The organism is Pedobacter zeae, assembly GCF_014196715.1.
Classification (GTDB): domain Bacteria; phylum Bacteroidota; class Bacteroidia; order Sphingobacteriales; family Sphingobacteriaceae; genus Pedobacter; species Pedobacter zeae.
Genome location: NZ_JACIEF010000001.1, coordinates 54,546 through 80,435, shown reverse-complemented (window position 1 = coordinate 80,435; position 25,890 = coordinate 54,546). Strand labels below are relative to the sequence as shown.

At 40.5% G+C, this 25,890-nt stretch carries 22 protein-coding genes; 12 read left to right on the top strand and 10 right to left on the bottom strand.

What is annotated here, in order from left to right:
- The first annotated feature begins 71 nt into the window (after window positions 1–71).
- The 4 genes from GGQ60_RS00305 (at window position 72) to GGQ60_RS00290 (ending at window position 4,676) form a co-directional block, all read left to right on the top strand.
- Window positions 72–824 carry an SDR family NAD(P)-dependent oxidoreductase gene (locus GGQ60_RS00305; protein WP_183759406.1) on the top strand — a complete coding sequence of 251 codons (753 nt, stop codon included), beginning with the start codon at window positions 72–74 and terminating at the stop codon, window positions 822–824.
- 767 nt (window positions 825–1,591) lie between these two features.
- The gene (locus GGQ60_RS00300) at window positions 1,592–2,668 is read left to right on the top strand and encodes an RICIN domain-containing protein (RefSeq protein ID WP_183759405.1); all 1,077 of its coding nucleotides are present in this window, start codon (window positions 1,592–1,594) and stop codon (window positions 2,666–2,668) included.
- 272 nt (window positions 2,669–2,940) lie between these two features.
- Window positions 2,941–4,272, top strand: a complete 1,332-nt coding sequence (gene lat / locus GGQ60_RS00295) for an L-lysine 6-transaminase (protein WP_183759404.1) — start codon at window positions 2,941–2,943, stop codon at window positions 4,270–4,272.
- A gap of 2 nt (window positions 4,273–4,274) precedes the next feature.
- Window positions 4,275–4,676, top strand: coding sequence for a hypothetical protein (locus tag GGQ60_RS00290; RefSeq protein ID WP_183759403.1), 402 nt, complete (start codon window positions 4,275–4,277; stop codon window positions 4,674–4,676).
- A 399-nt stretch (window positions 4,677–5,075) separates the two neighbouring features.
- On the opposite strand, the gene GGQ60_RS00285 is transcribed toward GGQ60_RS00290, so the two are convergent.
- From GGQ60_RS00285 to GGQ60_RS00270, 4 genes are all read right to left on the bottom strand, one after another.
- Window positions 5,076–6,437, bottom strand: a complete 1,362-nt coding sequence (locus tag GGQ60_RS00285) for an acyl-CoA dehydrogenase family protein (RefSeq protein WP_183759402.1) — start codon at window positions 6,435–6,437, stop codon at window positions 5,076–5,078.
- A 194-nt stretch (window positions 6,438–6,631) separates the two neighbouring features.
- The gene (gene bshB1, locus GGQ60_RS00280) at window positions 6,632–7,348 is read right to left on the bottom strand and encodes a bacillithiol biosynthesis deacetylase BshB1 (protein ID WP_183759401.1); all 717 of its coding nucleotides are present in this window, start codon (window positions 7,346–7,348) and stop codon (window positions 6,632–6,634) included.
- Window positions 7,349–7,355: 7 nt separating this feature from the next.
- Window positions 7,356–7,868: a glutathione peroxidase gene (locus tag GGQ60_RS00275; protein ID WP_183759400.1), complete on the bottom strand. Its 513-nt coding sequence runs from the start codon at window positions 7,866–7,868 to the stop codon at window positions 7,356–7,358.
- 5 nt (window positions 7,869–7,873) lie between these two features.
- Window positions 7,874–8,488, bottom strand: a complete 615-nt coding sequence (locus GGQ60_RS00270; RefSeq protein WP_183759399.1) for a DUF4294 domain-containing protein — start codon at window positions 8,486–8,488, stop codon at window positions 7,874–7,876.
- A gap of 109 nt (window positions 8,489–8,597) precedes the next feature.
- Here GGQ60_RS00270 and GGQ60_RS00265 point away from each other — a divergent pair, with 109 nt between their 5' ends.
- From GGQ60_RS00265 to GGQ60_RS00250, 4 genes are all read left to right on the top strand, one after another.
- The gene (locus GGQ60_RS00265; protein ID WP_183759398.1) at window positions 8,598–10,805 is read left to right on the top strand and encodes a RelA/SpoT family protein; all 2,208 of its coding nucleotides are present in this window, start codon (window positions 8,598–8,600) and stop codon (window positions 10,803–10,805) included.
- Between the two features lie 154 nt (window positions 10,806–10,959).
- On the top strand, window positions 10,960–11,457 hold the full coding sequence (locus tag GGQ60_RS00260; protein ID WP_183759397.1) for a Fur family transcriptional regulator: 498 nt from the start codon (window positions 10,960–10,962) through the stop codon (window positions 11,455–11,457).
- Window positions 11,458–11,495: 38 nt separating this feature from the next.
- The gene (locus tag GGQ60_RS00255; RefSeq protein WP_183759396.1) at window positions 11,496–12,776 is read left to right on the top strand and encodes an adenylosuccinate synthase; all 1,281 of its coding nucleotides are present in this window, start codon (window positions 11,496–11,498) and stop codon (window positions 12,774–12,776) included.
- Window positions 12,777–13,293: 517 nt separating this feature from the next.
- On the top strand, window positions 13,294–14,562 hold the full coding sequence (locus tag GGQ60_RS00250; RefSeq protein WP_183759395.1) for an anthranilate synthase component I family protein: 1,269 nt from the start codon (window positions 13,294–13,296) through the stop codon (window positions 14,560–14,562).
- Window positions 14,563–14,924: 362 nt separating this feature from the next.
- Here the strand turns inward: GGQ60_RS00250 and GGQ60_RS00245 are convergent, their stop codons facing one another.
- The 4 genes from GGQ60_RS00245 to GGQ60_RS00230 all read right to left on the bottom strand — a co-directional run bounded on the left by GGQ60_RS00245 (window position 14,925) and on the right by GGQ60_RS00230 (window position 17,930).
- Entirely contained in the window at window positions 14,925–15,731 is an 807-nt protein-coding gene (locus tag GGQ60_RS00245; protein ID WP_183759394.1) for a M48 family metallopeptidase, read from the bottom strand.
- Between the two features lie 95 nt (window positions 15,732–15,826).
- Complete coding sequence (gene plsY, locus GGQ60_RS00240; protein WP_183759393.1) at window positions 15,827–16,474, bottom strand: glycerol-3-phosphate 1-O-acyltransferase PlsY; 648 nt, start codon at window positions 16,472–16,474, stop codon at window positions 15,827–15,829.
- A 49-nt stretch (window positions 16,475–16,523) separates the two neighbouring features.
- A complete protein-coding gene (gene nadC / locus GGQ60_RS00235; RefSeq protein ID WP_183759392.1) occupies window positions 16,524–17,366 on the bottom strand; it encodes a carboxylating nicotinate-nucleotide diphosphorylase in 843 nt (280 codons plus the stop codon).
- A gap of 165 nt (window positions 17,367–17,531) precedes the next feature.
- The gene (locus GGQ60_RS00230; protein ID WP_183759391.1) at window positions 17,532–17,930 is read right to left on the bottom strand and encodes a DUF4783 domain-containing protein; all 399 of its coding nucleotides are present in this window, start codon (window positions 17,928–17,930) and stop codon (window positions 17,532–17,534) included.
- Window positions 17,931–18,110: 180 nt separating this feature from the next.
- Here GGQ60_RS00230 and gpmI point away from each other — a divergent pair, with 180 nt between their 5' ends.
- Together gpmI and GGQ60_RS00220 are read left to right on the top strand one after the other, a co-directional pair.
- The gene (gene gpmI, locus GGQ60_RS00225) at window positions 18,111–19,631 is read left to right on the top strand and encodes a 2,3-bisphosphoglycerate-independent phosphoglycerate mutase (protein ID WP_183759390.1); all 1,521 of its coding nucleotides are present in this window, start codon (window positions 18,111–18,113) and stop codon (window positions 19,629–19,631) included.
- Window positions 19,631–20,167 (top strand): hypothetical protein, encoded by a 537-nt coding sequence (locus GGQ60_RS00220; RefSeq protein ID WP_183759389.1) that lies wholly within the window; start codon window positions 19,631–19,633, stop codon window positions 20,165–20,167. Before gpmI ends, GGQ60_RS00220 begins: the two co-directional genes overlap by 1 nt.
- Before the next feature lie 46 nt (window positions 20,168–20,213).
- On the opposite strand, the gene GGQ60_RS00215 is transcribed toward GGQ60_RS00220, so the two are convergent.
- On the bottom strand, window positions 20,214–20,834 hold the full coding sequence (locus GGQ60_RS00215) for a tetratricopeptide repeat protein (RefSeq protein WP_183759388.1): 621 nt from the start codon (window positions 20,832–20,834) through the stop codon (window positions 20,214–20,216).
- A 319-nt stretch (window positions 20,835–21,153) separates the two neighbouring features.
- On the opposite strand from GGQ60_RS00215, the gene lon reads away from it, so the two are divergent.
- Window positions 21,154–23,625 (top strand): endopeptidase La, encoded by a 2,472-nt coding sequence (gene lon, locus GGQ60_RS00210; RefSeq protein WP_183759387.1) that lies wholly within the window; start codon window positions 21,154–21,156, stop codon window positions 23,623–23,625.
- Window positions 23,626–23,706: 81 nt separating this feature from the next.
- Complete coding sequence (locus tag GGQ60_RS00205) at window positions 23,707–24,657, top strand: lipid A deacylase LpxR family protein (RefSeq protein ID WP_183759386.1); 951 nt, start codon at window positions 23,707–23,709, stop codon at window positions 24,655–24,657.
- 73 nt (window positions 24,658–24,730) lie between these two features.
- Here the strand turns inward: GGQ60_RS00205 and GGQ60_RS00200 are convergent, their stop codons facing one another.
- A complete protein-coding gene (locus tag GGQ60_RS00200; RefSeq protein ID WP_183759385.1) occupies window positions 24,731–25,765 on the bottom strand; it encodes an MAC/perforin domain-containing protein in 1,035 nt (344 codons plus the stop codon).
- Window positions 25,766–25,890: the final 125 nt, after the last annotated feature.

Sequence of the window (25,890 nt, the reverse complement as noted above, 5' to 3'; positions counted from 1 at the left end):
AGTGGTAGTGTATGCTATAAAAATACGTGGTGCAGGTTATTATTGCAAGGTCATTTTAATTACAAGAAAATATGGACTTATATTTAACCGGAAAAACGGCATTGGTAACCGGAGCATCTAAGGGGATCGGCAGATCAATAGCTAAAGAACTGGCAAAAGAAGGTGTAAAAGTTTTCATCACAGGCCGCAACCAACAAGCATTAGATAGCCTGCTCAGTGAGATCGTTGAAGAAGGAAACCCCACGCCCGTTGTTTTTACCCAGGATTTACTCAAACCTGATGCGCCACAAAAAATTGCCACCGCAGCTTTAGCGGCACTTGGTCATATCGACATCCTCATTAACAATGCAGGGCAAAGCCAGCCCGTAGAGGCAACAGGGCCGGAAGAACCCTGGACCAAATCGATGGCTTTAGATTTTGAGCGCCCCAGGCTACTCACGCAAGCTTTGTTACCACATTTTATAAGCCGGAAGCAGGGTGCGATACTCAATTTGACCAGTACTTACGAATTGCGCTCGCTGAATGTTTCTGCTGTTGCCAAAGCCGCTGTGGCCATGTGGTCTAAACAACTTGCCGGTGAGTTGGGTAAAGATGGCATCAGGGTGAATTGTTTGCAACCCGGACTGATCGACACCGAAAACATCCGTCGCTATTTTCCTGGTGACGAGCGACGCAAATATGCAGAAAGCGAAATACCCCTGCAAGATTTTGGCGAGGTACAGGATATGGCCAATCTGGCTGTTTTCCTGGTTTCACCCCGCGCCAAATACATTACCGGAACGGTTTCAGTGGTAGATGGCGGCGCAAGGCGTTCGGCATTCTGATCTTAAAACCATCAGAAAAATGAATTGATCAACTTACCGGATGATGGAGGAGAGATTAAGCCCAAAAAATATCATCAATCGCTCCTCCTTTCCTTGTCTTTTTATTACAGAAGAAAAAATAAACTTAAAAAGACATGTATAAAAATATGGCCGTATTTGAAAACTTAAAATAAGGCATAACCACAAAAATAAAAAGAGTTTGTCCCCTTATTTTTATGAGATTACCCCTCACTACAAACACCTTTTTTGTGCTTAATTTGTTTTAACCAAGTATAAATAGGATTGATCCTGATTACCCCCCGGGTAGGGTAATTGATGGTTATAAACTATTAAAAATGACTATAAACCATTTTCCGAGATCACAAACCGTTTAACCGATTATGAAAAACTAAATTATGCTACAGAAAAACCAACTACCCTTGTATTTAGCAATTCTTCTCTCATTGAAGATCAGCAGGATATCTGGCTTCATTAAGGGCCAGGTGCTCATTAACCATTCAATCAGGTTTCGTGAACATACTTACCGCTCATTAGAGGCTCACTGATCACTTTAATCTCCTCATCACGAAATTTCATTAACGGCCTAACCTCCGAAACAGGTTTATTGCTTTATATCGCTGTAAATCTGCTCTTTAATTTAAGACCAATTCAACTATACATTTCAAGCTAAAAAAAGAGCGGCCCATATAAACGGGTAGCATATATCCTCTTTAACTAACCAAACGGACATTTATATATGCGTGTTCATTCATCTTAACCTAATCTTTATGAAAACAAAATCCTTTACCTCAGGCCTGACCAGCATCTTTATGCTCGGACTGATTTTACTTGCCGGCAGTTGCAGAAAAAGCGATCTCCCTGACCCGGATACCACCCAAGGCCTTTCCCTAAAAGGAAAACTAAGTGCAATACCGCCTAACGAAACCCCTTTATCTGTCGGGAATGGTACTTTCTATATCGTGAACCGTAAAAGCGGGAAAGTTCTTGATGTTGGCGGATTTCAGACTGCAGATGGCGCTAATGTTTCCCAATATGCCAGCAATGGCGGAACCAACCAAAGATGGAACCTAACGCTGCTTTCTGGAGGTTACTATTCGATTATTGGTGTACATAGTTCCAAAGGGCTTCAGGTAGACCAGGCAGGTACAGCCGACGGAGCTAACGTAAATATATCTACCTACAACGGCGCAACCAATCAGCAGTGGCAATTTACCTCACTTGGCAACGGTTATTATCGTATTATAAACAGAAACAGCGGCAAAGACCTTAATGTGGCCAATCAATCAATTGATAATGGCGCCAATGTTGAACAATGGAGTTACTCGGGTACAGAGAGCCAGCAATGGTCGTTACTAACCGTTAACGCTAATGGTCAATTGGGCTGGGTACTTAACAGTACGGGCGTACCTGCAGATGTGGTTACACGCATTACCAATGCCATGAACGATGCCTGTGCGAGGTATAACGCAGGGGCTAACTGGCCATCGCGCACGCTCACAGTAGAATACAATACCGGTGTACCTACAGCTGATGGCAGCACAAATGGCAATATACGTTTTGGTGCCAATACCAGTTACCAGAATGTACGTACGGCAATGCACGAAATTGCGCATACCTATGGGGTAGGCATCAGCAGTGGATGGTCATCAAATACCTCTACAGGCGACTTCCTTGGAGCCAATACCGTTGCACTCATTAAGATTTTTGATGGGCAAAGTGCAGCAATACACACCGGGGGCGGCCATTTTTGGCCTTATGGTTTAAATTATGATAATGAATGGAGCGAAGCAAATGCTTTCAGACATGTAAAATTAGTTTTTGCCATGCGATCAGACGGGATGTAGTGCAGCAACAGATGCTATTTGATAAGGCTTTCCCGGTATTTGATTTTAAATATCGGGAAGGTTTTTGAACAATTGATACTGGTAACAAAGACGCTTTAGCGCAAATTTCTTATTAAAAAGTTTTCCACATCTGTGAAGTCCAAAACCCGATTCTGTCTATAATCATACTTTAAACTGTTTAAACCTATTTTTTGTTGCAGGAGTACAAAAAGTGCTTAAATTTTGATTTTAGGCACATTTAACTAAATTTGAAATATACCAAATCCAGTTTTATGTACCAATTAACAGTACCTGCAGATCGCGTTAACGAATCATTAAGGAAACACATTTTGGCCGACGGTTTCGACCTTACCTACGACATGGAAAAAAGTAATGGTGCCTATATCTACGATGCTAAATATAACCGGAACCTACTTGATTTTTTTACCTGTTTTGCTTCCGTTCCTTTAGGTTATAATCACCCTAAAATGATCAATGATGAAGCCTTTAAAAAAAATCTTTTCCTGGCTGCTTTGGCCAATCCTTCCAATTCCGATGTTTATACCCAACAATACGCCCAGTTTGTAGAAACATTTTCTAAAGTTGGTATCCCTTCTTACCTGCCGCATGCCTTTTTTATTGCCGGAGGCGCCTTAGCAGTTGAAAATGCTATTAAAGTAGCCATGGATTGGAAAGTTCAAAAAAACTTTGCCAAAGGTTATACATCTGAAAAGGGCTTTAAGGTTTTACACTTCGAGCGGGCTTTTCACGGCAGAACCGGTTATACTTTAAGCTTAACCAATACCTTACCCGATAAAACAAAATGGTTTGCCAAGTTCGATTGGCCAAGGGTGCCGGTTCCGGAGGTTAAATTCCCACTTTCAGGAGATAATTTAAGCCATGCCATTGCAACCGAAGAAGCGTCGCTGGCACTGATTAAAAAAGCTTTTACAGAAAATAAAGATGATATCTGTGCTATAATTGTAGAACCCATCCAATCAGAAGGTGGCGACAACCACCTGCGCGAAGAGTTTTTGATCCAACTTAAGGCTTTAGCAGATGAAAATGAAGCTTTTTTAATTTACGATGAAGTACAAACCGGCGTGGGTTTAACGGGGAAATTCTGGTGCCACCAGCATTTTAGCGAAAAAGCCCGGCCAGATATTATTGCTTTTGGTAAAAAGATGCAGGTGTGCGGCATTTTGGTTGGAAACAAAGTAGATGAAATCGAAACCAATGTATTTAAAGTGCCAAGCCGGATTAACTCTACCTGGGGTGGTAACCTGGTTGATATGGTACGCTCCACACAGATTTTACAGATTGTAGAAGAAGATCGGCTTTGCGACAACGCAACTAACGTTGGAGCCTATTTAAAAGATAATCTAGAAAGCCTGTCACACCGGTTCGATAAAATGAGTAATGTACGTGGCAGAGGCTTGTTATGTTCGTTCGATTTTCCTAATAAAGATATGCGTAATGCCTTTATCAGTAAAGGACTGGAAAACAATGTGATGTTTTTAGGCTGTGGCGAAAAAACGATACGCTTCCGTCCGGCGCTTTGCATTGAACAAAAACATATTGACGAAGGCCTGACGGTTATGGAAAAAATATTGCCTTTATTGTAGGCATGAGCAGAAAATCTTTTATTTATACCATTACGGCAATTGTTTTAATTCTGGTTTTCTTTATGGTTAAAGATACTTTTAACCAACCCGGCATTGAAGATATGAAGGCTGGTTTTAAAGAAATTGCCAAATACAGGAATGCCAACAATACCGGCCCGGTGCAACGCATTTATGTGGTAACGGTTAAAGATTCGGTATGGAAAGAAATGGAAGATTATGGTAATTTAATGCCACACACCAAATATGGTAATACCAAGGTATATTTCTTTATGCAAAGTGCCAATGTTCCGCAAAACCTACAGCCGGGTGAAGTAAATTTTGATCCGGTTTTTAACAAAGATTGTATCGCCTTATACGAAAAAAGCGCCATGAGCCAGGTGGCATTTAATAAACATCCGTTTTAACGGAGGATAAAATAGGAAGACATCCGTTACGATCGGAGTTTGCTTGCAATGCCCTTGGATGTTTTGTCATGCTGAGGCACGAAGCACCTGTAACCTATGAAAAAGATGCTTGGCACCTCACAGCATAACAGAAATGAAAAAAAAGAAAATGGCAGGACTGTAGCCTCCTATAACATACTGACATTCGTTTCCTAAGCCTAAAAGTTCTTATTAAACGCAGGAGTATTCGACTACGCTCAGACTGACAAGTAACTCTAAACCCGGTCTGTATCCGCACAGAAAGAAACAATAATGATCAAACTACTTAAGCCTTCAGCTATGCTCAGGTTACTGATTACCCCAGCTCAAAACTCACGAAGTTCCCAAATTGTGCTTACGCTTTCAAGCTTCGAGCTCCCCTTAAACAAAAGCAGAAAACCCCGTTATGGCCCTGCCTACAATAAGTGTGTTAATTTCTTTTGTGCCCTCATATGAATAAATTGCTTCGGCATCGGCCACAAAGCGTGCCACGTTGTACTCCAGTAAAATACCATTCCCGCCCATAACCTCACGCGCCTTACTCACTACATCACGCGTGCGCAAGGAGCAAAAAACCTTGGCCAACGAAGCATGTTCATCTTTCAACAGTCCCTGATCCTGCAATTGCGACAATCTAAAGCATAATGTTTGCATAGCCGTTAAATTCGATAACATTTCAACCAAATGGTTCTGGATCAGTTGGAAAGAAGCAATAGGTTTGCCAAATTGTTTTCTGTTTCGCGTATAGTCCAGTGCATTTTCATAAGCGCCCCGGGCACAACCCACTGCCTGCCAGGCTACTCCAGCCCTCGTCATCTGCAATACTTTGGCGGTATCTTTAAACGAATTTGCATTTTGTAACCGGTCGGCTTCTTCAACCTCACAATTGGTTAAGGTAATCATTCCATTCTGCACAATCCGCAAGGCCATTTTATCCTGCATTTTTTCTACCGCAAATCCGGGGTTATCTTTTTTCACGATAAAACCTTTAACCTCACCGCTATCTTCATCACGCGCCCAAATAATTAAAATATCTGCAAAAGTGGCATTACCGATCCATTTTTTCTGGCCGTTTAACACCCATTTGCCGTTTATTTTTTTACACGTTGTAGTTAATCCTCCGGCAGCAGCAGAGCCCACTTCGGGCTCAGTTAGTCCAAATGCACCAATAATTTTAAATTGCTGCATCAGCGGTAACCATTGTTGTTTTTGCTCCTCCGATCCGCATAAATAGATCGACCCCATGGCCAAACCGCTCTGCACGCCAAAAAAGGTCGAAATTGAAGTATCGATCCTGGCCATTTCCATCGCTAAAATACCTTCCATTAAATTCGATTTTCCGGGGCAGCCATAGCCTTTGTAGGTTAAGCCACAGATATTAAGTTCGGCAAGTTTCGGTATAATTTCGAAAGGAAATTCGGCCTTGTTCCAATAGTGGTTTACAATTGGTTTTACCTCTTTTTCTAAAAAAGCGCGTACTTTTAGCTGAAGTTCACGGTCTTCATCTTTGAGTGCTTCATCACCCAAATGGTAAAAATCGCCTTCTATTGGAGGCAGTTCTTTCTTTTTACCCGATCCGCCCATCATTTTCATCATCCCCTGAAGCTGTTTATCATCCAGGCTCGAGATGGTTTCGACCATTTTGGGTAAATCGACTTTTTTCGATAAAACTTCCAGCTTATCGAAATCGATATGTTTAAAAAGATGGTAAGCGTTTTTGAGAGAGGATAATATATTCGCCATTATTATTCGTTTTGAGCATAACAATTAAACGGCGGTTTTGTTGGCAGCTGGCTTTGTCATTTCTGAGCATAGTAAAGCATCCACAACCTATCGAATGTATAACGGCAATACCGGAACACCTAAAAGTTATATTAGGTCAGGCTTACTTTTTCACCCCAAAGATTCTTCGCTGTGCTCAGAATGACAGTTTTTTTCTATCTCAAATCAAATAAATTATCAACGCCCAGCAGCTTCCTCGAAGTAAAACCTTCGCCAAATGTGGCACTTATGCTCTTTCCAAATTCTCTTGCACGACCGATCATACTTTCAAAAAATTCGGGAGAAGAAATATAGGTTTGTAAGCCTTCTACATCGGGATTGTAAAACTGTGTTTTAAAGGCTTTGATGGACTCGATTTTTTTGTCCATATGTTCAGTAATATCCACAATAATATCCGGTTTTAAGTACCGGTCCTGAATATATTGCAGCAATAATCTTGGGCGGTGTGCTTCCTGTTTAATGCCCTCAACCAAGGTTTCGATTTTTGGCAGACCGGATAAAAATACCGAATCGTAAACCAGGTCGCCTGCCCTGCCATGGTCAGGATGACGGTCTTCCAGTGCGTTGCTCAAAATAATTTCAGGCTGATATTTCCTGATCACTTTAATTACCTCCAAACGATGAAATTCATCATTCTGAAAAAAACCATCCCGCATTCCGAGGTTTTCGCGGACATGCAGGCCCAAAATTCTTGCAGAATCTGCAGCCTCCTCATCACGGGTTTCGGCAGTACCACGTGTGCCCAGTTCGCCCCGGGTTAGATCTACAATTCCAACTTTTTTACCAAGGGCAATATGTTTTAAAATGGTACCTGAACAGCAAAGCTCGGCATCATCAGGATGCACAGCTATAACTAAAATATCTAATTTCATCGTGTGTTTATTGGGCATTTTGATTCAGCAGTTGCTGAATTTTCTTTTTGATTTTTGAGCTCAACGGTTTGGTGAAGGGCAAAAAATAATCTACCGGCTCGCCATTTCTGTTCACCAGGTATTTATGAAAGTTCCAACGGGGTTTGGAACTCAATTTTAAGTTTTGTTTCTTATCGCTCAGAAACTGATACAGCGGGTGGGCCTGTGGCCCCCGTACCATGATCTTATCAAAAACAGGGAATTGGACACCATGGTTAATTTCGCAAAACGAGGCAATATCCGAACCGTTTAAGGGTTCCTGCTTGCCGAAATCGTTGGTTGGAAAACCCAGGATCTCAAAGTCAGGATTGTTGATTTCGTCTTTAAGCTGCTGTAATTCTTTTAACTGTGGTGTAAAACCGCATTCGGATGCAGTATTTACAATCAATACCACCTTATTGCGGTAAACTGATAAGGGCTGTTCTTCGCCGTTTATTTTTTTAACCTTGAACGGATAAATATTCGGAATGCGTTCCTGCATTATTATTATTGATAAAATCCTGAGGTACGGATAATCGATTCGATATCCCTATCTTCCGTCGGATCGTAAGTACTTTTTAAATTATGGCCTACCACACGGGCAACAATCTGATAAGAGAATGCCGCAAAACCACCTTTGGTTTGCTTGATGATATCGTATGTTGTTCTGCCCACCTCACGGTCGATCAGTTTGGTTAAAATCTGCCCCTGGGTAATGGTTAATTCTTTTATTTCGCGGTTAAACATGTCTTTAATCTCTTTATCGCATTGTTTAACCAACTGTTTCTGTTCTTTTTTTTCGGGTGTACGGGCAATATCCTGTTCAAGCTGCTCATATCTGCGTTTGGCAAACAGGGCATATGGCATTACTTTTAATACATTATACCTTAACCGGTTATAAGCTGCCTGTTCTGCCGGGGATTTCCAGATCCTGGCAGCAAAAATGGTTACCTCGTTAAGCTGCATCCATGGGATCATCACACCGTTGTCGTTTGTAGAAGCTACCCTGATTGTATCGCTTTTACCCAATTTTGGGAATATTGGGGCAACAGGCTCCTGTGCCTGTAGCGAAATGCTACAAATCATTACAATACAAAGAAAAAAGAGCCCTTTAAATTTCATAAATTTATACTTTTACAAAGTTAGGTGTTATTTCATATATTAGGTGTTTCACAAAACTAATATAAGTTTTATTCAGAAATAAGACGCAATTTTTACGCAAAAAATACAAATGAAAACAGAGTTAGTGATTGATTTAGAGGCGGAAAAGCAGGAAATTCTAAAAAGATACAGGGCATTACTACGGGCAAGCAAATCTACCCTGCAGAAAGGCGATAAAAAGGAAATCAGAAAAGCTTTCGATATGGCACTCGAAAGCCATAAGGATATGCGCCGCAAATCCGGCGAACCTTATATTTATCATCCCATTGCAGTAGCACAGATAGCTGCCGAAGAGATTGGTCTGGGCACTACTTCCATCGTCTGTGCATTGTTGCATGATGTGGTTGAAGATACCGATATTACCCTTGAAGATATTGAACGTGAATTTGGTAAGAAAACAGCTAAAATAATCGACGGCCTGACCAAAATTTCGGGTGTATTTGATACCAACAGCTCGTTACAGGCCGAAAATTTCCGCAAAATGCTGCTCACCCTTGCCGATGATGTCCGGGTGATCCTGATCAAATTGGCCGACCGCCTGCACAACATGCGTACAATGGATTTCATGCCCCGCCACAAGCAGCTTAAAATCGCCTCAGAAACCATTTACCTGTACGCCCCCCTTGCCCACCGCCTGGGATTATATGCCATCAAATCGGAACTGGAAGATCTTTCTATGAAATATCTTGATCCTGACACCTATAAGTTCATCGCAAAAAAATTAAACGAGAAAAAGGCCGAGCGGGCACTCTTCATCAAAAAATTCGTAGAACCTATTGATGAGATTGTACATGAGCAGGGTTTGGTGGCCGATGTTTACGGACGACCAAAATCGATCCATTCCATCTGGAATAAAATGAAAAAGAAGAATATCCCTTTCGAAGAGGTTTATGATCTTTTTGCCATCAGGATTATTCTGGATTCGGCACCTGAAAATGAAAAAGCCGACTGCTGGAAAGCTTATTCTATTGTAACCGACTTATACCGCCCAAACCCCGACCGTTTGCGTGATTGGGTATCTTCACCGAAGGGAAATGGATATGAAAGTTTGCATACCACGGTGATGGGACCCCGCGGACAATGGGTGGAGGTTCAGATCCGTACACAACGCATGAACGAGATTGCAGAAAAAGGTTTTGCGGCACACTGGAAATACAAAGAATCAAGCAACGATAATGGTTTGGATCAATGGATCCAGAAAGTAAGGGAAATGCTGAGCAATCCTGAAGCAAATGCGTTAGATTTCCTGGATGATTTTAAAATGAACCTTTTCTCTGATGAAATTTTCATTTTCACGCCAAAAGGCGCTTTAATCCAGTTGCCGTTGGGTGCTACAGCTTTGGATTTTGCTTTTGAGATACATACTGACGTAGGCGCAACCTGCATCGGCGCCAAAGTAAATCATAAACTGGTTCCGATTTCTTATAAATTACAGAATGGCGATCAGGTAGAAATCATTACTTCGAGCAAACAAACACCAAAAGAAGACTGGCTCAATGTGGTGGTTACCGCAAAGGCAAAATCAAAAATCAAATCATCCTTAAAGGAAGAAAAGCGCAAAATAGCCGAAAATGGCAAGGAAATCCTGGAGAGAAAGCTAAAATCGTTAAAAATCACTTACAATACCGATAACATTCAAAAACTGAGTTATTTCTTCAAACTCCCTTCAACACAGGAGCTGTTCGTTAATGTAGCCCTCGGGAAAATCGAACTGAAAGATATCCGGGAGTACCTGACAACCGAAAAGGAAATCGAAAACCGTGGACCGGAACGTCCTGAAAATCTTACCGTCGACGGGATTAAGAATAAAATTAAAGGCGGCGAATCGGATATCCTGTTGATAGGAGAAGATATGCAGCGTATTGATTACACGCTGGCGGCCTGTTGTAACCCGATACCCGGTGATGATGTTTTTGGTTTTATCACCGTGAGCGAAGGGATTAAAATACACCGTACCAACTGCCCTAACGCTGCTCAGCTGATGGCCAATTATGGCTACCGGGTAGTAAAAGCGAAATGGAACCGGCAAAAAGAGTTGACTTTCTTAACCGGTTTAAAAATTGTTGGTATTGATGATGTGGGTTTAATTAATAACATCACCAGGGTAATCTCTACCGATTTTAAAGTGAACATGCGTTCCATCACCGTTGATACCAACGAAGGGATATTTGAGGGCTCCATTATGATTTTTGTAAATGATACCGAACACCTCGAAAACCTGATTAAAAATTTATTGAAAGTGAGGGGTGTTACCGGGGTAACGAGGTTTGATGCCTGATTAGTCCGGAGTCTTGAGTCCGAAGTCCAGAGTTGTAATAGTAGTAGACTTTCGACTCAGGACTTCCGACTTTAGACTAATCTTACAACATTTAAACAATCTAAGCCTCGAACAATCAAACAATTTAACTACCTTTGAATGGAGTTTAAAAACTATGTCTGAACAAAATACAAATGAGCTCGTTCGCAAGATTTTTGAGGCTTATTTAGAAAACAAAAATCTACGTAAAACACCTGAGCGTTTCGCCATATTGGAGGAGATCTATTCCAGAAACGATCATTTTGATGTAGAAACACTTTACATCCACATGAAAAACCAAAAGTACCGCGTGAGCCGTGCTACAGTTTACAATACCTTAGAGTTATTGGTTTCGTGTGATTTGGTGACCAAACATCAGTTTGGCAAAAACATGGCACAATTCGAAAAATCTTACGGTTACCGTCAGCACGATCACGTCATCTGCATTGAATGCGGTAAGGTGGTAGAGTTCTGCGATCCACGTATACACCAGATCCAAACCATGGTTGGAGAGCTGTTGAAGTTCGATATCAAGCACCATTCTTTGAACCTTTACGGGTTCTGTTCTGATTGCAGCGTGGCAAGGAAAGTGAACGAAAGTGCGGCCGCAGCAGCGGACCTAAAAGCAAATTAAATCAATACATAAAATAAAACAAGCTTAAATTTTTAATAATGACGCAAGTAGATGTACTTCTCGGCCTGCAATGGGGCGATGAGGGAAAGGGAAAAATCGTTGATGTACTAAGTCCAAAATATGATCTTATAGCCCGTTTTCAGGGCGGCCCGAATGCCGGACATACCTTAGAGTTCGATGGTAAAAAATTCGTTTTAAATACGATTCCATCAGGAATTTTTAACGAAAAAACCATGAATTTAATTGGAAATGGTGTAGTAATCGATCCTATCATTTTAAAAAGAGAGCTTGATAATTTAAAAAAAGCCGGTCACGATCCGGTTGCCGATGGCAAACTGGTAATTGCCCGTAAAGCGCATTTAATTTTACCTACACACCAGTTATTGGATGCTGCAAACGAAGCACGTATGGGTAAAAATAAAATTGGTTCGACCCTAAAAGGTATCGGCCCAACTTATATGGATAAAACAGGCCGTAACGGTTTACGTGTTGGCGATACCACACTACCTGATTTTAAGGAACGTTATGCTAAACTGGTAGAAAAACATACTGAAATTCTTTCTCATTACGAAGGTTTTGAATATGAACTGGCAGAAAAAGAAACTGCTTTCTTTGAGGCAATCGAATTTTTGAAAGCCATCCCTCATGTAGACAGCGAACATTTTGTTAATGGCTATCTAAAAGAAGGAAAAGCGGTTCTGGCCGAAGGTGCACAGGGAACTTTATTGGATGTCGATTTCGGTTCATATCCTTTTGTAACTTCGAGTAATACCACTACTGCTGGCGCCTGTACCGGATTAGGTATTGCCCCGAACAAAGTGGGTGCTGTATACGGGATCTTTAAAGCTTATTGCACACGCGTTGGCGGTGGCCCGTTCCCTACCGAGCTGGATAATGAAGTTGGCGAAAATTTACGTGCCTTAGGTCATGAATTTGGCGCAACCACTGGCCGTGCCCGCCGTTGTGGCTGGATTGATCTTCCGGCATTAAAATATGCCATCATGTTAAACGGTGTAACCGAATTAATTATGATGAAAGCCGATGTATTGGATACTTTCGATACCATTTATGCCTGTACACACTACGAATATAACGGCGAAACGATTGATTATATGCCTTACGACATCATTTCAATCGAACCAAAACCGGTACTAAAAGCAATAGAGGGTTGGGCCACCGATGTAACTAAAATTACTTCTGTGGATGAAATTCCTGCTAAATTGACCGAATATATTGCATTTTTAGAAAAAGAACTGGAGGTGCCGATCAAATTCCTTTCAGTCGGACCAGACAGGGCGCAAACTTTAGAATTACATTAAAATACTAGATCCATCATTTCTAACGCAGTCCGAAATATCCTGAAGACTGATCAATCGAAACAGATTTCTCCACTACGGTCGAAATGACGGAAACCAAAATAAAATAAAAAGCAATCCGTACGGGTTGCTTTTTTGGTTTTAGCTATTTATTAAGAATAGTCACCTCAACCGTTGCAAAGCGAAGAATCTATCTAGACAGATTTAATTTCACTGAACACTATTACAATAATAACTATTACAATAATAGAGTCGTCATTTCGACTGGAGCCAGCCGGTTTTTTCCCGCTGGCGAAATGGAGAAACCTATCTAAACAGATTTCATTCTGCCAAGCCTCCGGGTTCTCGACCATGTTGTGCCCCGCTCGAAAATATGCTCCCCTTAATACCAACCCGTCATTTCCCACCTATTTTGCTAAAAACTGAACTTTCGAAATGATTAGGCATTCTTAACAAGTCAGTAAAAAGATAAAAATTAATTTTTCACAATTATCATCCCGATTTTTACCTTTGCGGCAGATTGAAGACCCCACCGAACATATCCGATTTCAAACAAAAAGCTTTAAACTGGATCAACCGGTTCGAAGTTTGTTGCTTTTTAGATTCAAATGGCTACAAAGACGCTTATTCTGCCTACGACTTTATTATTGCAGCAGATGTGGCACATGAATTAAAATGCAATACAAAAAATGCTTTTAACGAATTAAAAAGCTTTTATGCCCTGCATCAGCAATGGATATTTGGCTTTTTTAGCTATGATTTAAAAAACGAAACAGAAGATCTTCAATCGAGCAATCCTGACGGTTTAAACTTTCCGGATTTATATTTTTTTGTTCCAAAATACCTCCTTGCTTTCAGGAACGGTAAAGCCGAAGTTCTCCTTGGCGATCCCTCAATATTAAACGAAATTGAATCCTGGTCAACTGAACATAAAAAACAGTTAAAGCCTATACAGATTTCACGTAGATTATCAAGAGATCAATATATCCATAAAGTTGAAGCTTTAAGAGATCACATCCGGAGAGGAGACATTTATGAAATCAATTTCTGCCAGGAGTTTTTTGCCGAAAATGCCGAAATAGATCCCGTTCATACTTTCGGACAGCTTAATGAAGTTTCCCCTACCCCGTTTGCAGGTTATTTTAAAGTATATAATCAATATATTTTATCGGCAACACCCGAAAGGTTTTTATGTAAACGTGGCTCAAAACTTATTTCACAGCCTATAAAAGGTACTGCAAAAAGAAGCACTGATCCAAAAGAAGATGAAGCCATAAAATTGCAACTCAGGAACGACATTAAAGAGCAGGCAGAAAACGTCATGATTGTTGACCTGGTACGGCACGACCTTACTAAATCTGCCGTTAAAGGTTCGGTTAAAGTCGAGGAGTTATTTGGGATCTACAGTTTCCCGCAGGTACACCAGATGATCTCAACCATTAGCTGTGAACTGAATCCGGAGATACCTTTTATTGATGCCATTAAAAATGCTTTTCCGATGGGCTCCATGACCGGCGCTCCAAAAGTTAAAGCCATGAAGCTGATCGAAGAATATGAAGTAACCAGAAGGGGTATTTACTCAGGTTCGTTTGGCTGCATCAGTCCGGATGGAGATTTTGACTTTAACGTTGTGATACGCAGCATCTTATACCATTATGAAGCTCAATATTTATCATTTCAGGTTGGTGGAGCCATTACCTATCAGAGTAATGCGAATGCAGAATATGAAGAATGTATATTGAAAGCCAGTGCCATTTTGAAGGTGTTAGGAGGTTCGTTGGTTCATTAGTTCATTGGTCATTGGTCATTAGTTCATTCGTTCATTAGGATTAACCCAATTTGCCATGCTGAACGCAGTGAAGGATCTTTAAACCGGTTCGTTGGTCATTGGTCATTGGTTCATTGGTCATTGGTTCATTAGGATTAACCTAATTTGCCATGCTGAACGCAGGGAAGAATCTTTTCTTTTTATACCCCATAATGTTTTACGCTTGTTGCTTATAGATTCTTCGTAAACTCAGAATGACAGATCTTGAGCAAATAAAAAAGGTGGAAGATTTCTGCAGCAATTGCCTAAATCCTCCACCTTTCAGCCCTAAACCCTACACCTTAAACCTTAAACCTTAAACCTTAAAACCTAAACCTCAAACCCTACTTCTTATAATACTGTTGTGCTTCAGGTAAATATTTTTGGATCTGGGCAATACGGGTTGCATCACTAGGGTGAGTGCTCAGAAATTCAGCAGGTTTTTGTGCACCTGCGGATGCTGCAGACATTCTATTCCAGAAAGCAGTAGCATTCTGTGGATTATAGCCAGCCATAGCCATAAAAATCAAACCTAAACGATCGGCCTCAAGCTCCTGGTTACGGCTAAATTTCAACATGGCTACCGGCGTACCTACCCCATACAGCGTATTAAAAATAGATTGTGTTTTCGGGTTTTTAGACAAAGCTACACCTGCAGCAGCACCAATGCCCTGTGCCACCATTTCCTGCGACATGCGTTCGGCCGAGTGGCCCGCGATAGCATGTGCAATCTCATGTCCCATTACGGTTGCCAAACCGGCATCATCCTGTGTTACCGGTAAAATTCCGGTGTAAACCACAATTTTTCCTCCGGGCATACACCAGGCATTTTTTTCATTGTTCTGTACCACATTAACTTCCCACTGATAATCCGCAATTAAATTTCCATAGTTATTGCTGTTCATATATGATTTAACAGCAGTTATTAACCTGCTTCCAACGGTTTTTACCTTTAATGCCTGCGCATTTGAAGCAGGTAAAACGGCTGATTTGTTTTCGGTTAAAAATGTATTGTAAGCTTGAAATGCCATTGGCAGAACCTGGTCATTACTTACCAGATCAAATCGACTACGGCCTGTTAAAGGAACGGTAGAACAGGAGTTAAATAATAAGATCCCAGCAACACTGGCTGTTAAAAATAACTTTTTCATAAATGCGATTTTAAATGACTAGTAATACCCATAAGCAGAACCGAAGATTAAACAGTAAGCCTATAAATATGTTTTAATGAAATGTGTTTTGTTAATTAATTAGTTTTCTTCTTAAACAAATACACTTTGGATTCTTTGCCTTTCAGCAATCTTTCGAGGTTTTTCTGATGAGTAACCAAAATCAATATGCAAACCACCATCCCATACAGCACCTCAGATTTGATGGAAACCTGAAACAGGAACACCACACTGAGCGGAAAAGTAAAGCCTGCACAGATGGAACTCAGTGAAACATATTTGGTTAATAACAATACGACAACAAAAACCAGAACACAAAGCATGGATGCTTCGAAATTAACTGCTAAAACCATTCCAAAAAGTGTAGCTACGCCTTTTCCGCCCCTAAAACCGGCAAAAACAGGAAATAAATGTCCCATTACGGCCGTTACCCCAAGGGCAAGCTGGTAGTTAACAAAAACAACTGAATTTTGTGGTCCGGTTACCGACATACCGATTAAATAGGCCAGATTGGTTGCTGTATAACCTTTAGCAATATCGATGATCATTACGGCAATACCTGCTTTTTTGCCCAATACCCTAAAAGTATTGGTGGCCCCGGCATTACCACTTCCATATTCCCTTACATCAACGCCATAAAACGCTTGGCCAAGCCATACGGCTGTTGGTATGGATCCAAAAAGGTAAGCAATCAATAAAGCACTGAGAGAATAAACCGTAACCATAGCCTACAATGATACAAAAAATAAGCTTTTAATTTTATAGCAAATCACTTTAGTATGCTTTTAAACTCATATCCAGGCTTTTCACAGAATGTGTAAGCTCACCCATCGAAATAAAATCTACCCCGCAAGCGGCATATTCTGCCACATTAGCTTCGGTAATCCCGCCGGATGCCTCTGTGGTAAATTTCCCATCGATCAGCGCAACGGCAGCCCGCAGGTTTTCAAAACTAAAATTATCGAGCATAATACGGTCAACACCACCAATGGCCAAAACCTGTTTAAGCTCATCCAGATTCCTCACTTCAATTTCGATCTGTAGTTTTTTATTTCGTTCAGCAAGGTATTTTTGAGCGGCAGTAATGGCATTGGCAATACCACCGGCATAATCAACATGATTGTCTTTGATCAGGATCATATCATATAACCCAATGCGGTGGTTTACCCCCTCACCTATTCGCACAGCCCATTTTTCGAGATAACGGAGTCCGGGTGTGGTTTTCCGGGTATCTAAAACCCTGGTTTTGGTATTTTTTAGCAAGGATACAATGCGATGGGTTTTGGTGGCAATGCCACTCATGCGTTGCATACAGTTTAAAACCAAACGCTCTGCAATTAAAATGGAATGGGTACTTCCGGCTACAGTTAAGGCGATATCGCCAACTTTTACTGCCGCCCCATCCTTTAATAGGAGTTCAACTTTTAAATCAGCATCAACTTCACTGAAAATCTCTTTCGCCAATTCGATCCCGGCTAAAATACCTTCTTCTTTGATGATGAGCTTAGCTTTTCCCTGTGTATCGGAAGGGATGGTAGAAAGTGACGTATGATCACCATCGCCAACATCTTCGGCAAGGGCATTTTTTATGAATTGATGTATAAGTTGAGTATCCAAAATATAGATTTTATGCCGCAAAAATAAGAATTATTTGTTAGCAGACAATTTACAGCAGGGCTTAAAGTGATTGGCTCGCTTTAACATGCTGATTTAGCAGGAGTTTGGAAATTCAAGAGCCCGGCTTTCGCTCTTTTTAAAGCAGTTTCAGGCTTATCAGTTAAATTAATCCTTCGCAGGTTCAATCCTTAGCTCGGTAATCGAAAAACCCGTATTGATTTTTTTCATCGTAACCGAAACCCGAAAGGTTTCTTTGGCGGTACTTAAGATAATTACACCAAAACGGTAGTTTGGATTGGTATTGATTTTATGAAAAATACTGGTTTTTACAGGAGGGTGTTTAACAAAAAAATCTCTTAAAATCTGTTCACCCTGTGCTTTTGAGTATACATCTTCTTCATCAACAATGATAAGTTCGATGGTTGAGGCGAAACTTTTAGCGATTTCTTTTGAGTTACCCGCTTTAAAATACGACGACAAATCATCAATAATATCGGCCTGGAGAGTTGTAGGATGATATAATGACGACAAACTGATAATGAATAAAAATAAGCTCCGGATCATTTCTGTATTTTATACCAAATCCTATAGCTAAAATTATGCCATTAGCTTCTCAAAAAAAGGATTTCTCCATTCGGATAAGCCTCAATAAAGTTATATTTGCCATATAAACAAAATATTAAAACATGTTATACATGAAAATGTTTTAATGTGCATCAATAAATTTTACAATAAAGTATAAAAATGGTAAACGATAAAAAACTCGCGCTGATAATCCTTGATGGTTGGGGCTACGGAAAACAAGACAATTCTGACGCTGCCTATGCCGCCAACACCCCTTTTTTCGATTCGCTACTGCAACATTACCCCAATTCTAAGCTTGAAGCATCAGGCGAAGCCGTAGGCCTGCCTGCCGGACAAATGGGCAATTCGGAAGTGGGACACATGAATTTAGGCGCCGGCCGTGTGGTTTATCAGGAACTCGGCAGAATTAATAAAGCCATTACCGACCGCGAACTGCACAACAACCCTGTTTTGGTAAATGCTTTCGATTACGCCAAAAAGAACAACAAACCGGTACACTTCATCGGCCTGGTATCGAACGGTGGGGTTCACGCACATATCGAACATTTAAAAGCACTTTGCGATGCAGCAAACGAATCGAAAGTGAAAAGTTATGTACACGCTTTTTTAGACGGTCGCGATACCGACCCGAATTCGGGTTTAGGTTTTATTACCGATCTACAAAACCACATCCAAAATACGGATACCAAACTGGCTTCTTTAGTTGGGCGTTATTATGCAATGGACCGCGATAACCGTTGGGAGCGTGTAAAACAGGCTTACGATGTAATGGTTAACGGCATTGGCGAGAAAACACAGGATGCACTTGCCGCCATCAAAAAATCGTATGCAGAAAACATTACCGACGAATTTTTAAAACCCGTTGTGCTTACCCAGGATAATGGTGCACCGGTTGCCACCATCCAGCCTGATGATGTGGTGATTTGCTTTAACTTCCGTACGGATAGAGGGCGCGAAATTACCACCGCCCTGACCCAAAAAGATTTCCCTGAGCAGCAAATGCACAAACTGCCATTGTATTATGTTACGATGACGACCTACGATGAAAGCTTTGAAAAGGTAAATGTTATTTTCACGAAAGACGACCTGACCAAAACCATTGGCGAAGTTCTGGCCGATAACCATAAAAATCAGATCCGCATTGCCGAAACAGAAAAATATCCTCATGTTACGTTCTTTTTCTCTGGGGGCAGGGAAACTGAATTTGCCAACGAAAAACGCATTTTAATCCCTTCGCCAAAAGTAGCTACCTACGATCTGCAACCGGAAATGAGTGCTGCAGGGATTACCGAAGCCATTACAAAAGAAATGCAAACCGGATGGGCTGATTTTATCTGCCTGAATTTTGCAAACCCTGATATGGTTGGGCACACAGGCGTTTTCGAAGCGGTGGTAAAAGCAGTAGAAACTGCCGATAAATGTGCAGAAACTGTAGTAAAAACCGGACTGGCAAACGGATATTCTTTTATCCTGCTGGCCGATCATGGTAACTCTGAATATATGATTAATGACGATGGTTCTGTTAACACAGCGCATACCACCAATCTGGTACCTTGTATCTTAATTGATAAGGATTACAAAACAATTGCCGATGGTAAGTTAGGCGATATTGCTCCTACCATTTTGAAGATCCTGGGTGTTGATATACCGGCAGAAATGACCGGAAATGTTTTAGTATAATGATCAAAAAAATTTCCATCCTGTTATTGTTATTTGCTTTAGCTTTTTTTTCCTGCAAACAGCGGAAAGAGGCTGAAGCAAAGACTGATCTGCAGTATTTTGATATAAAAGGCTATTTTGAAAAAGAAATTTCGCGCTTACAAAAGCTAAATCCTGTTGTAAACAAAACCGTTAATGTAAACGGGACAGCCGAAAACAAAACCTCCAAAATGGCCAGCTGGGCAAAAGAATTAGCCATTTTCGTTAACGCAGATATTAATAAAGCATCGTGGAAAGAAGGCTTTAAAACAACACAACTGGATGGAACGGAAGCTTATACTTCGGATAATAAAAAAATCCCGGTCAAAAAGGTTTCGATCACCAGGAACGGTTCCGAAATACAAAAGATCGAAATCCTGATCGATAACAAAAACATTTTATACCAATCGCAGGATACGTTGACTTATTTTCCAGATAGTTTATACAGCATCAGGAAGCACCAAAAAATAAGGCTTTTAAAAGAAAAGAAATATTCAATAACGGGAAAACTGAAATAAAAAAGGGCCTGAAAATTTCAGGCCCTTTTTTATTTTGATCATCATGTTACTTTAAACTCGCAATCTGCGCTTTATCATAAGTAACCCAATCGATAATATCTTTTCTCAGTGGCTGCAAGGTCAATACTTTCTGAAAATCAGCAATAGAATTATTGAACAAAGCTACGCATGCTGCTTTTTCTTCTTTTTTCTTTACTTTAAAAGATTTAAAAATTGCATAATCCTTATAGGCCAGGGCACGGTTCTGAAACATCTGTGCATCTTCATCCCCGTTAATTTCGATGGCTTTTGTAAAATCTTTGAGAGAGGCCAGATAAAAGCTTTCGCGCATTGTATTTAACGATTCTTTTGGATCGTTGGCAATTTTTAATCTTGCAATACCGCGGTAATAATAAGCTGACACCTCGCTTGGTTTAATCGTTAATAAACGGCTGTAGGTAGCAATACATTTTTCATATTCGCGGTTCTGAAAATATGAATATCCAAGCATCTGTAAAACATGTGCATTATCAGGAGTCTTAGCATCAGCCTTTTCCAGTTGCGTAGCGGCAGTCTTATAGTCCCCTTTCATCATGGCCTGCATACTTCTTTCGTAATTGCCCTGCGCAAAACTAGTGGTTGATGAAAAAATAATGAGTCCTAAAATCGCCTTTTTAAAATCGTTCATGTATGAGTAATAAATTTAACAAATCAAACGCCTATTAAAATTATAGGAGAATTTTTTCGCAATATAATCCTATTCTGATAATTTAAAAGTTTTTAATTTTTCTTTTCATTCGAAACCGAAGCCCTTAAACATTAGCTTTAACGTTAAAATAGGTGTAATATGATATAGACAGGAATATTTATGTTCCCCTGCCTTTTTAACATAACATTAATATTATTTTCACTTTGGCACAAGAGTTGAATTTATTAATTTAATACTAAAATTAAATAAAGCGAATACGATTGAACTGCCAATTTGTCGTTAGCGGAAAAATGTGATAATGAGTAAACAAGATATATTTGATTTCCAATCAGCAATGCCAATCATCAACGAAGATACAGAGTTTTTCCCCCTTATGTCTCAACAGGACGAGGAGGACATGAACAATGAGGAAACCCCTGAAACATTGGCCATATTGCCCTTGCGAAACACCGTTTTATTTCCAGGCGTAGTGATCCCCATTACGGTTGGAAGAGATAAATCAATTAAATTAATTAAGGAAGCCTACAAGGGAAATAAAATTATCGGGGTGGTATCTCAAAAGGATGTATCGATAGAAGACCCTACTTTTGAGCAACTTAACACCGTAGGTACCGTTGCAAATATCATTAAGCTGTTGCAAATGCCCGATGGAAATACGACGGTAATTATCCAGGGTAAGCAACGTTTCAGTCTGATTGAAGAGGTACAGAACGAACCTTATATTAAAGCGGTTATTAAAAAGTTTGAAGAGCAGAAACACAAAGCAGATAAAGAGTTCAAAACATTGATCGCCTCTATCCGCGAAATGTCTGCACAGATCATCCAACTTTCTCCGAATATCCCTAGTGAGGCCAGCATCGCGCTTAAAAACATCGAAAGCAATTCATTTTTGATCAATTTTATTTCTTCAAACATGAATGCCGAAATGGCCGATAAACAGAAGATCCTCGAAATGGATAAGCTGCAGGAAAGGGCGCAGAAAGTAATGGAACTTTTAATGGTCGAACTGCAGATGTTGGAACTAAGAAACCAGATCCAGTCTAAAGTACGTACCGATCTCGATAAGCAACAACGTGATTATTTCTTAAACCAGCAGCTAAAAACCATCCAGGAAGAACTTGGCGGCAGTTCGGCGGATTTAGAGTTTGATGCCCTGCAGGAAAGAGCGAAAAAGAAAAAATGGACACAGGCAGTTGCAGATCATTTTGACAAAGAGCTTGATAAACTGGGCCGGATGAACCCTGCTGCACCTGATTATTCGGTACAGTTAAATTACCTGGAACTGCTTTTGGATTTACCGTGGAGCGAGTTTACCAAAGATAATTTCGACCTAAAAAGAGCACAACGTATATTGGATAAAGACCATTTCGGTTTAGAAAAAGTTAAACAGCGTATTATCGAATATTTGGCTGTGCTTAAATTAAAACGCGACATGAAGGCACCAATTTTATGTTTGGTTGGTCCTCCGGGAGTGGGAAAAACATCGCTTGGTAAATCAATTGCCAAAGCTTTGGGTCGTAAATATGTACGCATGGCTTTAGGTGGTATCCGCGATGAAGCGGAAATCCGTGGCCACCGTAAAACCTATATTGGCGCAATGCCTGGACGTATTATTTCTTCTATTAAAAAAGCAGGAGCAGATAACCCTGTTTTTGTTTTGGATGAGATTGATAAGGTAGGGACTGACCATCGTGGCGATCCGTCATCAGCTTTGCTTGAAGTATTGGATCCTGAGCAAAACAGTGCATTCTATGACCATTACGTAGAAATGGACTATGACCTTTCTAATATCCTGTTTATTGCAACCGCAAACTCTTTAAGCACCATACAGCCTGCATTGTTAGACCGGATGGAGATTATTGAAGTAAATGGTTACACCATTGAAGAGAAAATTGAAATTGCTAAAAAATACCTGTTGCCAAAACAGAAAGAAAACCATGGTTTGCAGACCAAAGATATTGCACTTAAACCTGCCCTGATCGAAAAAGTAATTGAAGATTACACCAGGGAATCGGGCGTTCGTGGTCTTGAGAAAAAAATCGGCTCGTTGGTACGCGGTGTAGCTACAAAAATTGCCATGGAAGAAACCTATGATGCAAACTTAAGCAACGATGATGTGGAGCGTATTTTAGGGGCGCCGATTTTTGATAAAGATTTGTATGAAGGCAATGAAGTTGCAGGTGTGGTAACCGGGTTAGCCTGGACAAGCGTTGGGGGCGATATTTTGTTTATCGAATCGAGCTTAAGCCCCGGAAAAGGGAAACTGACCTTAACCGGGAACTTAGGTGATGTAATGAAAGAATCGGCAATAATTGCCTTAGCTTACCTGCGTGCGCACGCTGCTGAGTTTGGCATCGATTACACGTTGTTTGACAACTGGGATGTTCATGTGCATGTTCCAGCGGGTGCTACGCCAAAAGATGGTCCATCGGCAGGTGTAACCATGCTTACGGCATTAACCTCGGCATTTACACAACGCAAAGTAAAACAACATTTAGCGATGACGGGTGAAATTACCCTGCGTGGAAAGGTACTTCCGGTTGGCGGGATTAAAGAAAAAATATTGGCGGCAAAAAGGGCCAATATTAAAGAAATTATCCTGTGCAAAAGCAACCGTAAAGATATTTTAGAAATTAAGGAAAGCTACATTAAAGACCTGAAATTCCACTATGTAAGCGAAATGAGCGAGGTAATTGACCTGGCTTTAACCAAGAACAAGGTTAAAAAACCTTTGGATTTAAGCATCAAAACTGCTTCTATTGTAAACTAATTGGTAAAAATTCGGATTAACGATCAAAAATCCAATTACAATAAATACTTTTATAGTCCCGATAACCATCGGGACTTTTTTATGAAATCAATTTTATTCACTTTAGTTTTTGGTCTGGTTATTTCAACCGGTTTTGCACAATCTTTTAAAAACGAATTCGGCTTTAAAACCGAAAACGATGCTTATCTGGCTACTCTAAACGACCGTTATTATACAAATGGTTTGTTTATTTATTTCCGCAGGGCATTCCCTACCGAAAAACTATCGGATAAAATAGAAAAAAAGACTTTCGAAATTTCTGCCGGGCAGAAAATGTATACCCCATATTGGGGACAGGTGCCAAATAAAGCAGACCAGGACAGGCCTTTCGCCGGTTATCTGTACGCAGGTGGTGCTTATTCTGTTTTCTACAAAAATGAAAGTGTTTTAAAAACAAGCGTAGAGCTGGGAACTGTTGGCCCGAATTCCCTTGCGCAGGATGCGCAGCGTTTTCTACATCAAACAGTGGGCTTTTACACCCCGGCAGGCTGGGAGTACCAGATTAAAAATGAGGTGGCTGTAAACCTGGCTGCAAATTATAGTAAATTACTGTTCCGCCCGGAAGATCCGATTGTTGATATCAGCGCCCAGGGATATGCCAATCTGGGCACCACTTTTTCAGGCCTGGGCGCGTCGGTACTGTTCAGGGCCGGCAAATTAAACCAGTTGTTCAATAGTGCTTACCATAATGCGGTAATCGGTAATTCGAAAACCAAAAGCCTGAACAATTCGGAGTTTTTCTTTTATGTAAAGCCACAGCTTGATTTTGTTGCTTATGATGCCACCATCCAGGGCAGCCTCTTCAATAATGATAGTCCGCTCACTTTTGGTGTTAAACCCCTTGTTTTCGAACAACAGTTTGGAGTTAATTACAGTTCGAGAAGATTTACCGCCGATTTTAATGTAATATTTAAGACAAAAGAGGTTAAAAGTGTGGCTAAAGCACAGAATTATGGAGGCTTAAGCCTGTATTACAGGTTTGGTAAAGGTTAATAAAGATACCAGGGAGGATATAGCCTTGCAGGCATACGCAACAGAAAGGGCGGTTAAACCGCCCTTTCTGTTGCTAACTTTTCAATTTAACCGTTTTTGCGGCAAAATACTGTTCTATATAAGCTTTAACCTCAGCTTTTTTAACTGCATCATCTATAAAGTTATCCAGCTGAACCAAACCATTATCAGCAGCACCTATAAAAGTGGCTTTATCTTCAGTAGTGGAAGCAACCCAGTTATTAAGGTTTACAACTACCCTGTTATTTATATTTTCGGGTTTTATTTTGCTAATATCGCCGCCAGTTGAGCTATAATAGATTTTGGCCGAAGTATTATCATTTAAATTGCGGAGAACGGGTTCATCCAGGTAGCCAGTAGGCAAGCCAAATGTTCTTTTCAGGGTATAACGCAATCCTTCCATAACAATCGAACCTCTTCTCTCATTTTGAGGCGCCTCTGCCTGGTAAATAACATCAAATTTCGAACCTATCTTTATATTGGTTAGCACGTGTGTTCCATATTTACTCACGAGCTGTGAAGCATTTAATAAAGTAATATCTTTCCTGAAATCGGCTGTTAAAAAATTATTTACCGGCTGTTCGTAATTAAACTTATATACTTTCCAGATCATGTAATAGGAATAGTGCCCGTAAACATACTTTTTATCATTAGCATCTGTTCCGGGGAATACCTGATCAATGGTGTTTCCAAAGAGCTTAAAGCCTTTAGTCGCATCATATGAATTGGATAACTTTGTTGATAAATCAACGGCATTTTCAGCCTGAGTAGTCCTCCACGAAGATTGCGTACTTCTTATAAACACAACGTTATACTGCCTATTGGCATCATAGGCAGGAATGTCAACAACATTAGCCCTGACAGAGGTTAGGTCGTTAAATTTATCGGTCACGTCATACCCGAAGCCTAAGAAGTTATACATTCCGGATGCAGGGTACAAAGGTTTGGCATTCTGCGTTGCCCCGTTAACGGTAAAAGCAATATCAGGCGATAATTTTTCTTCAGGAGCAGGCGTTGGAATTTCGTCGTTTTTTTTCTTGCAGGCAGCAAGTGTAGCCACAAAGGCTAAGGCTAACATTGTTCTTTTCATTTGGTTTAATTTGTGTGTGTGTGTGCAGAGCAGACTCAATTTTAATGCCACTTAAAAACACAAATCATTATACCAAATAAGAATTTCTGAATGGTAAAATTAAACAACTAAAAAGGCAGGATAAT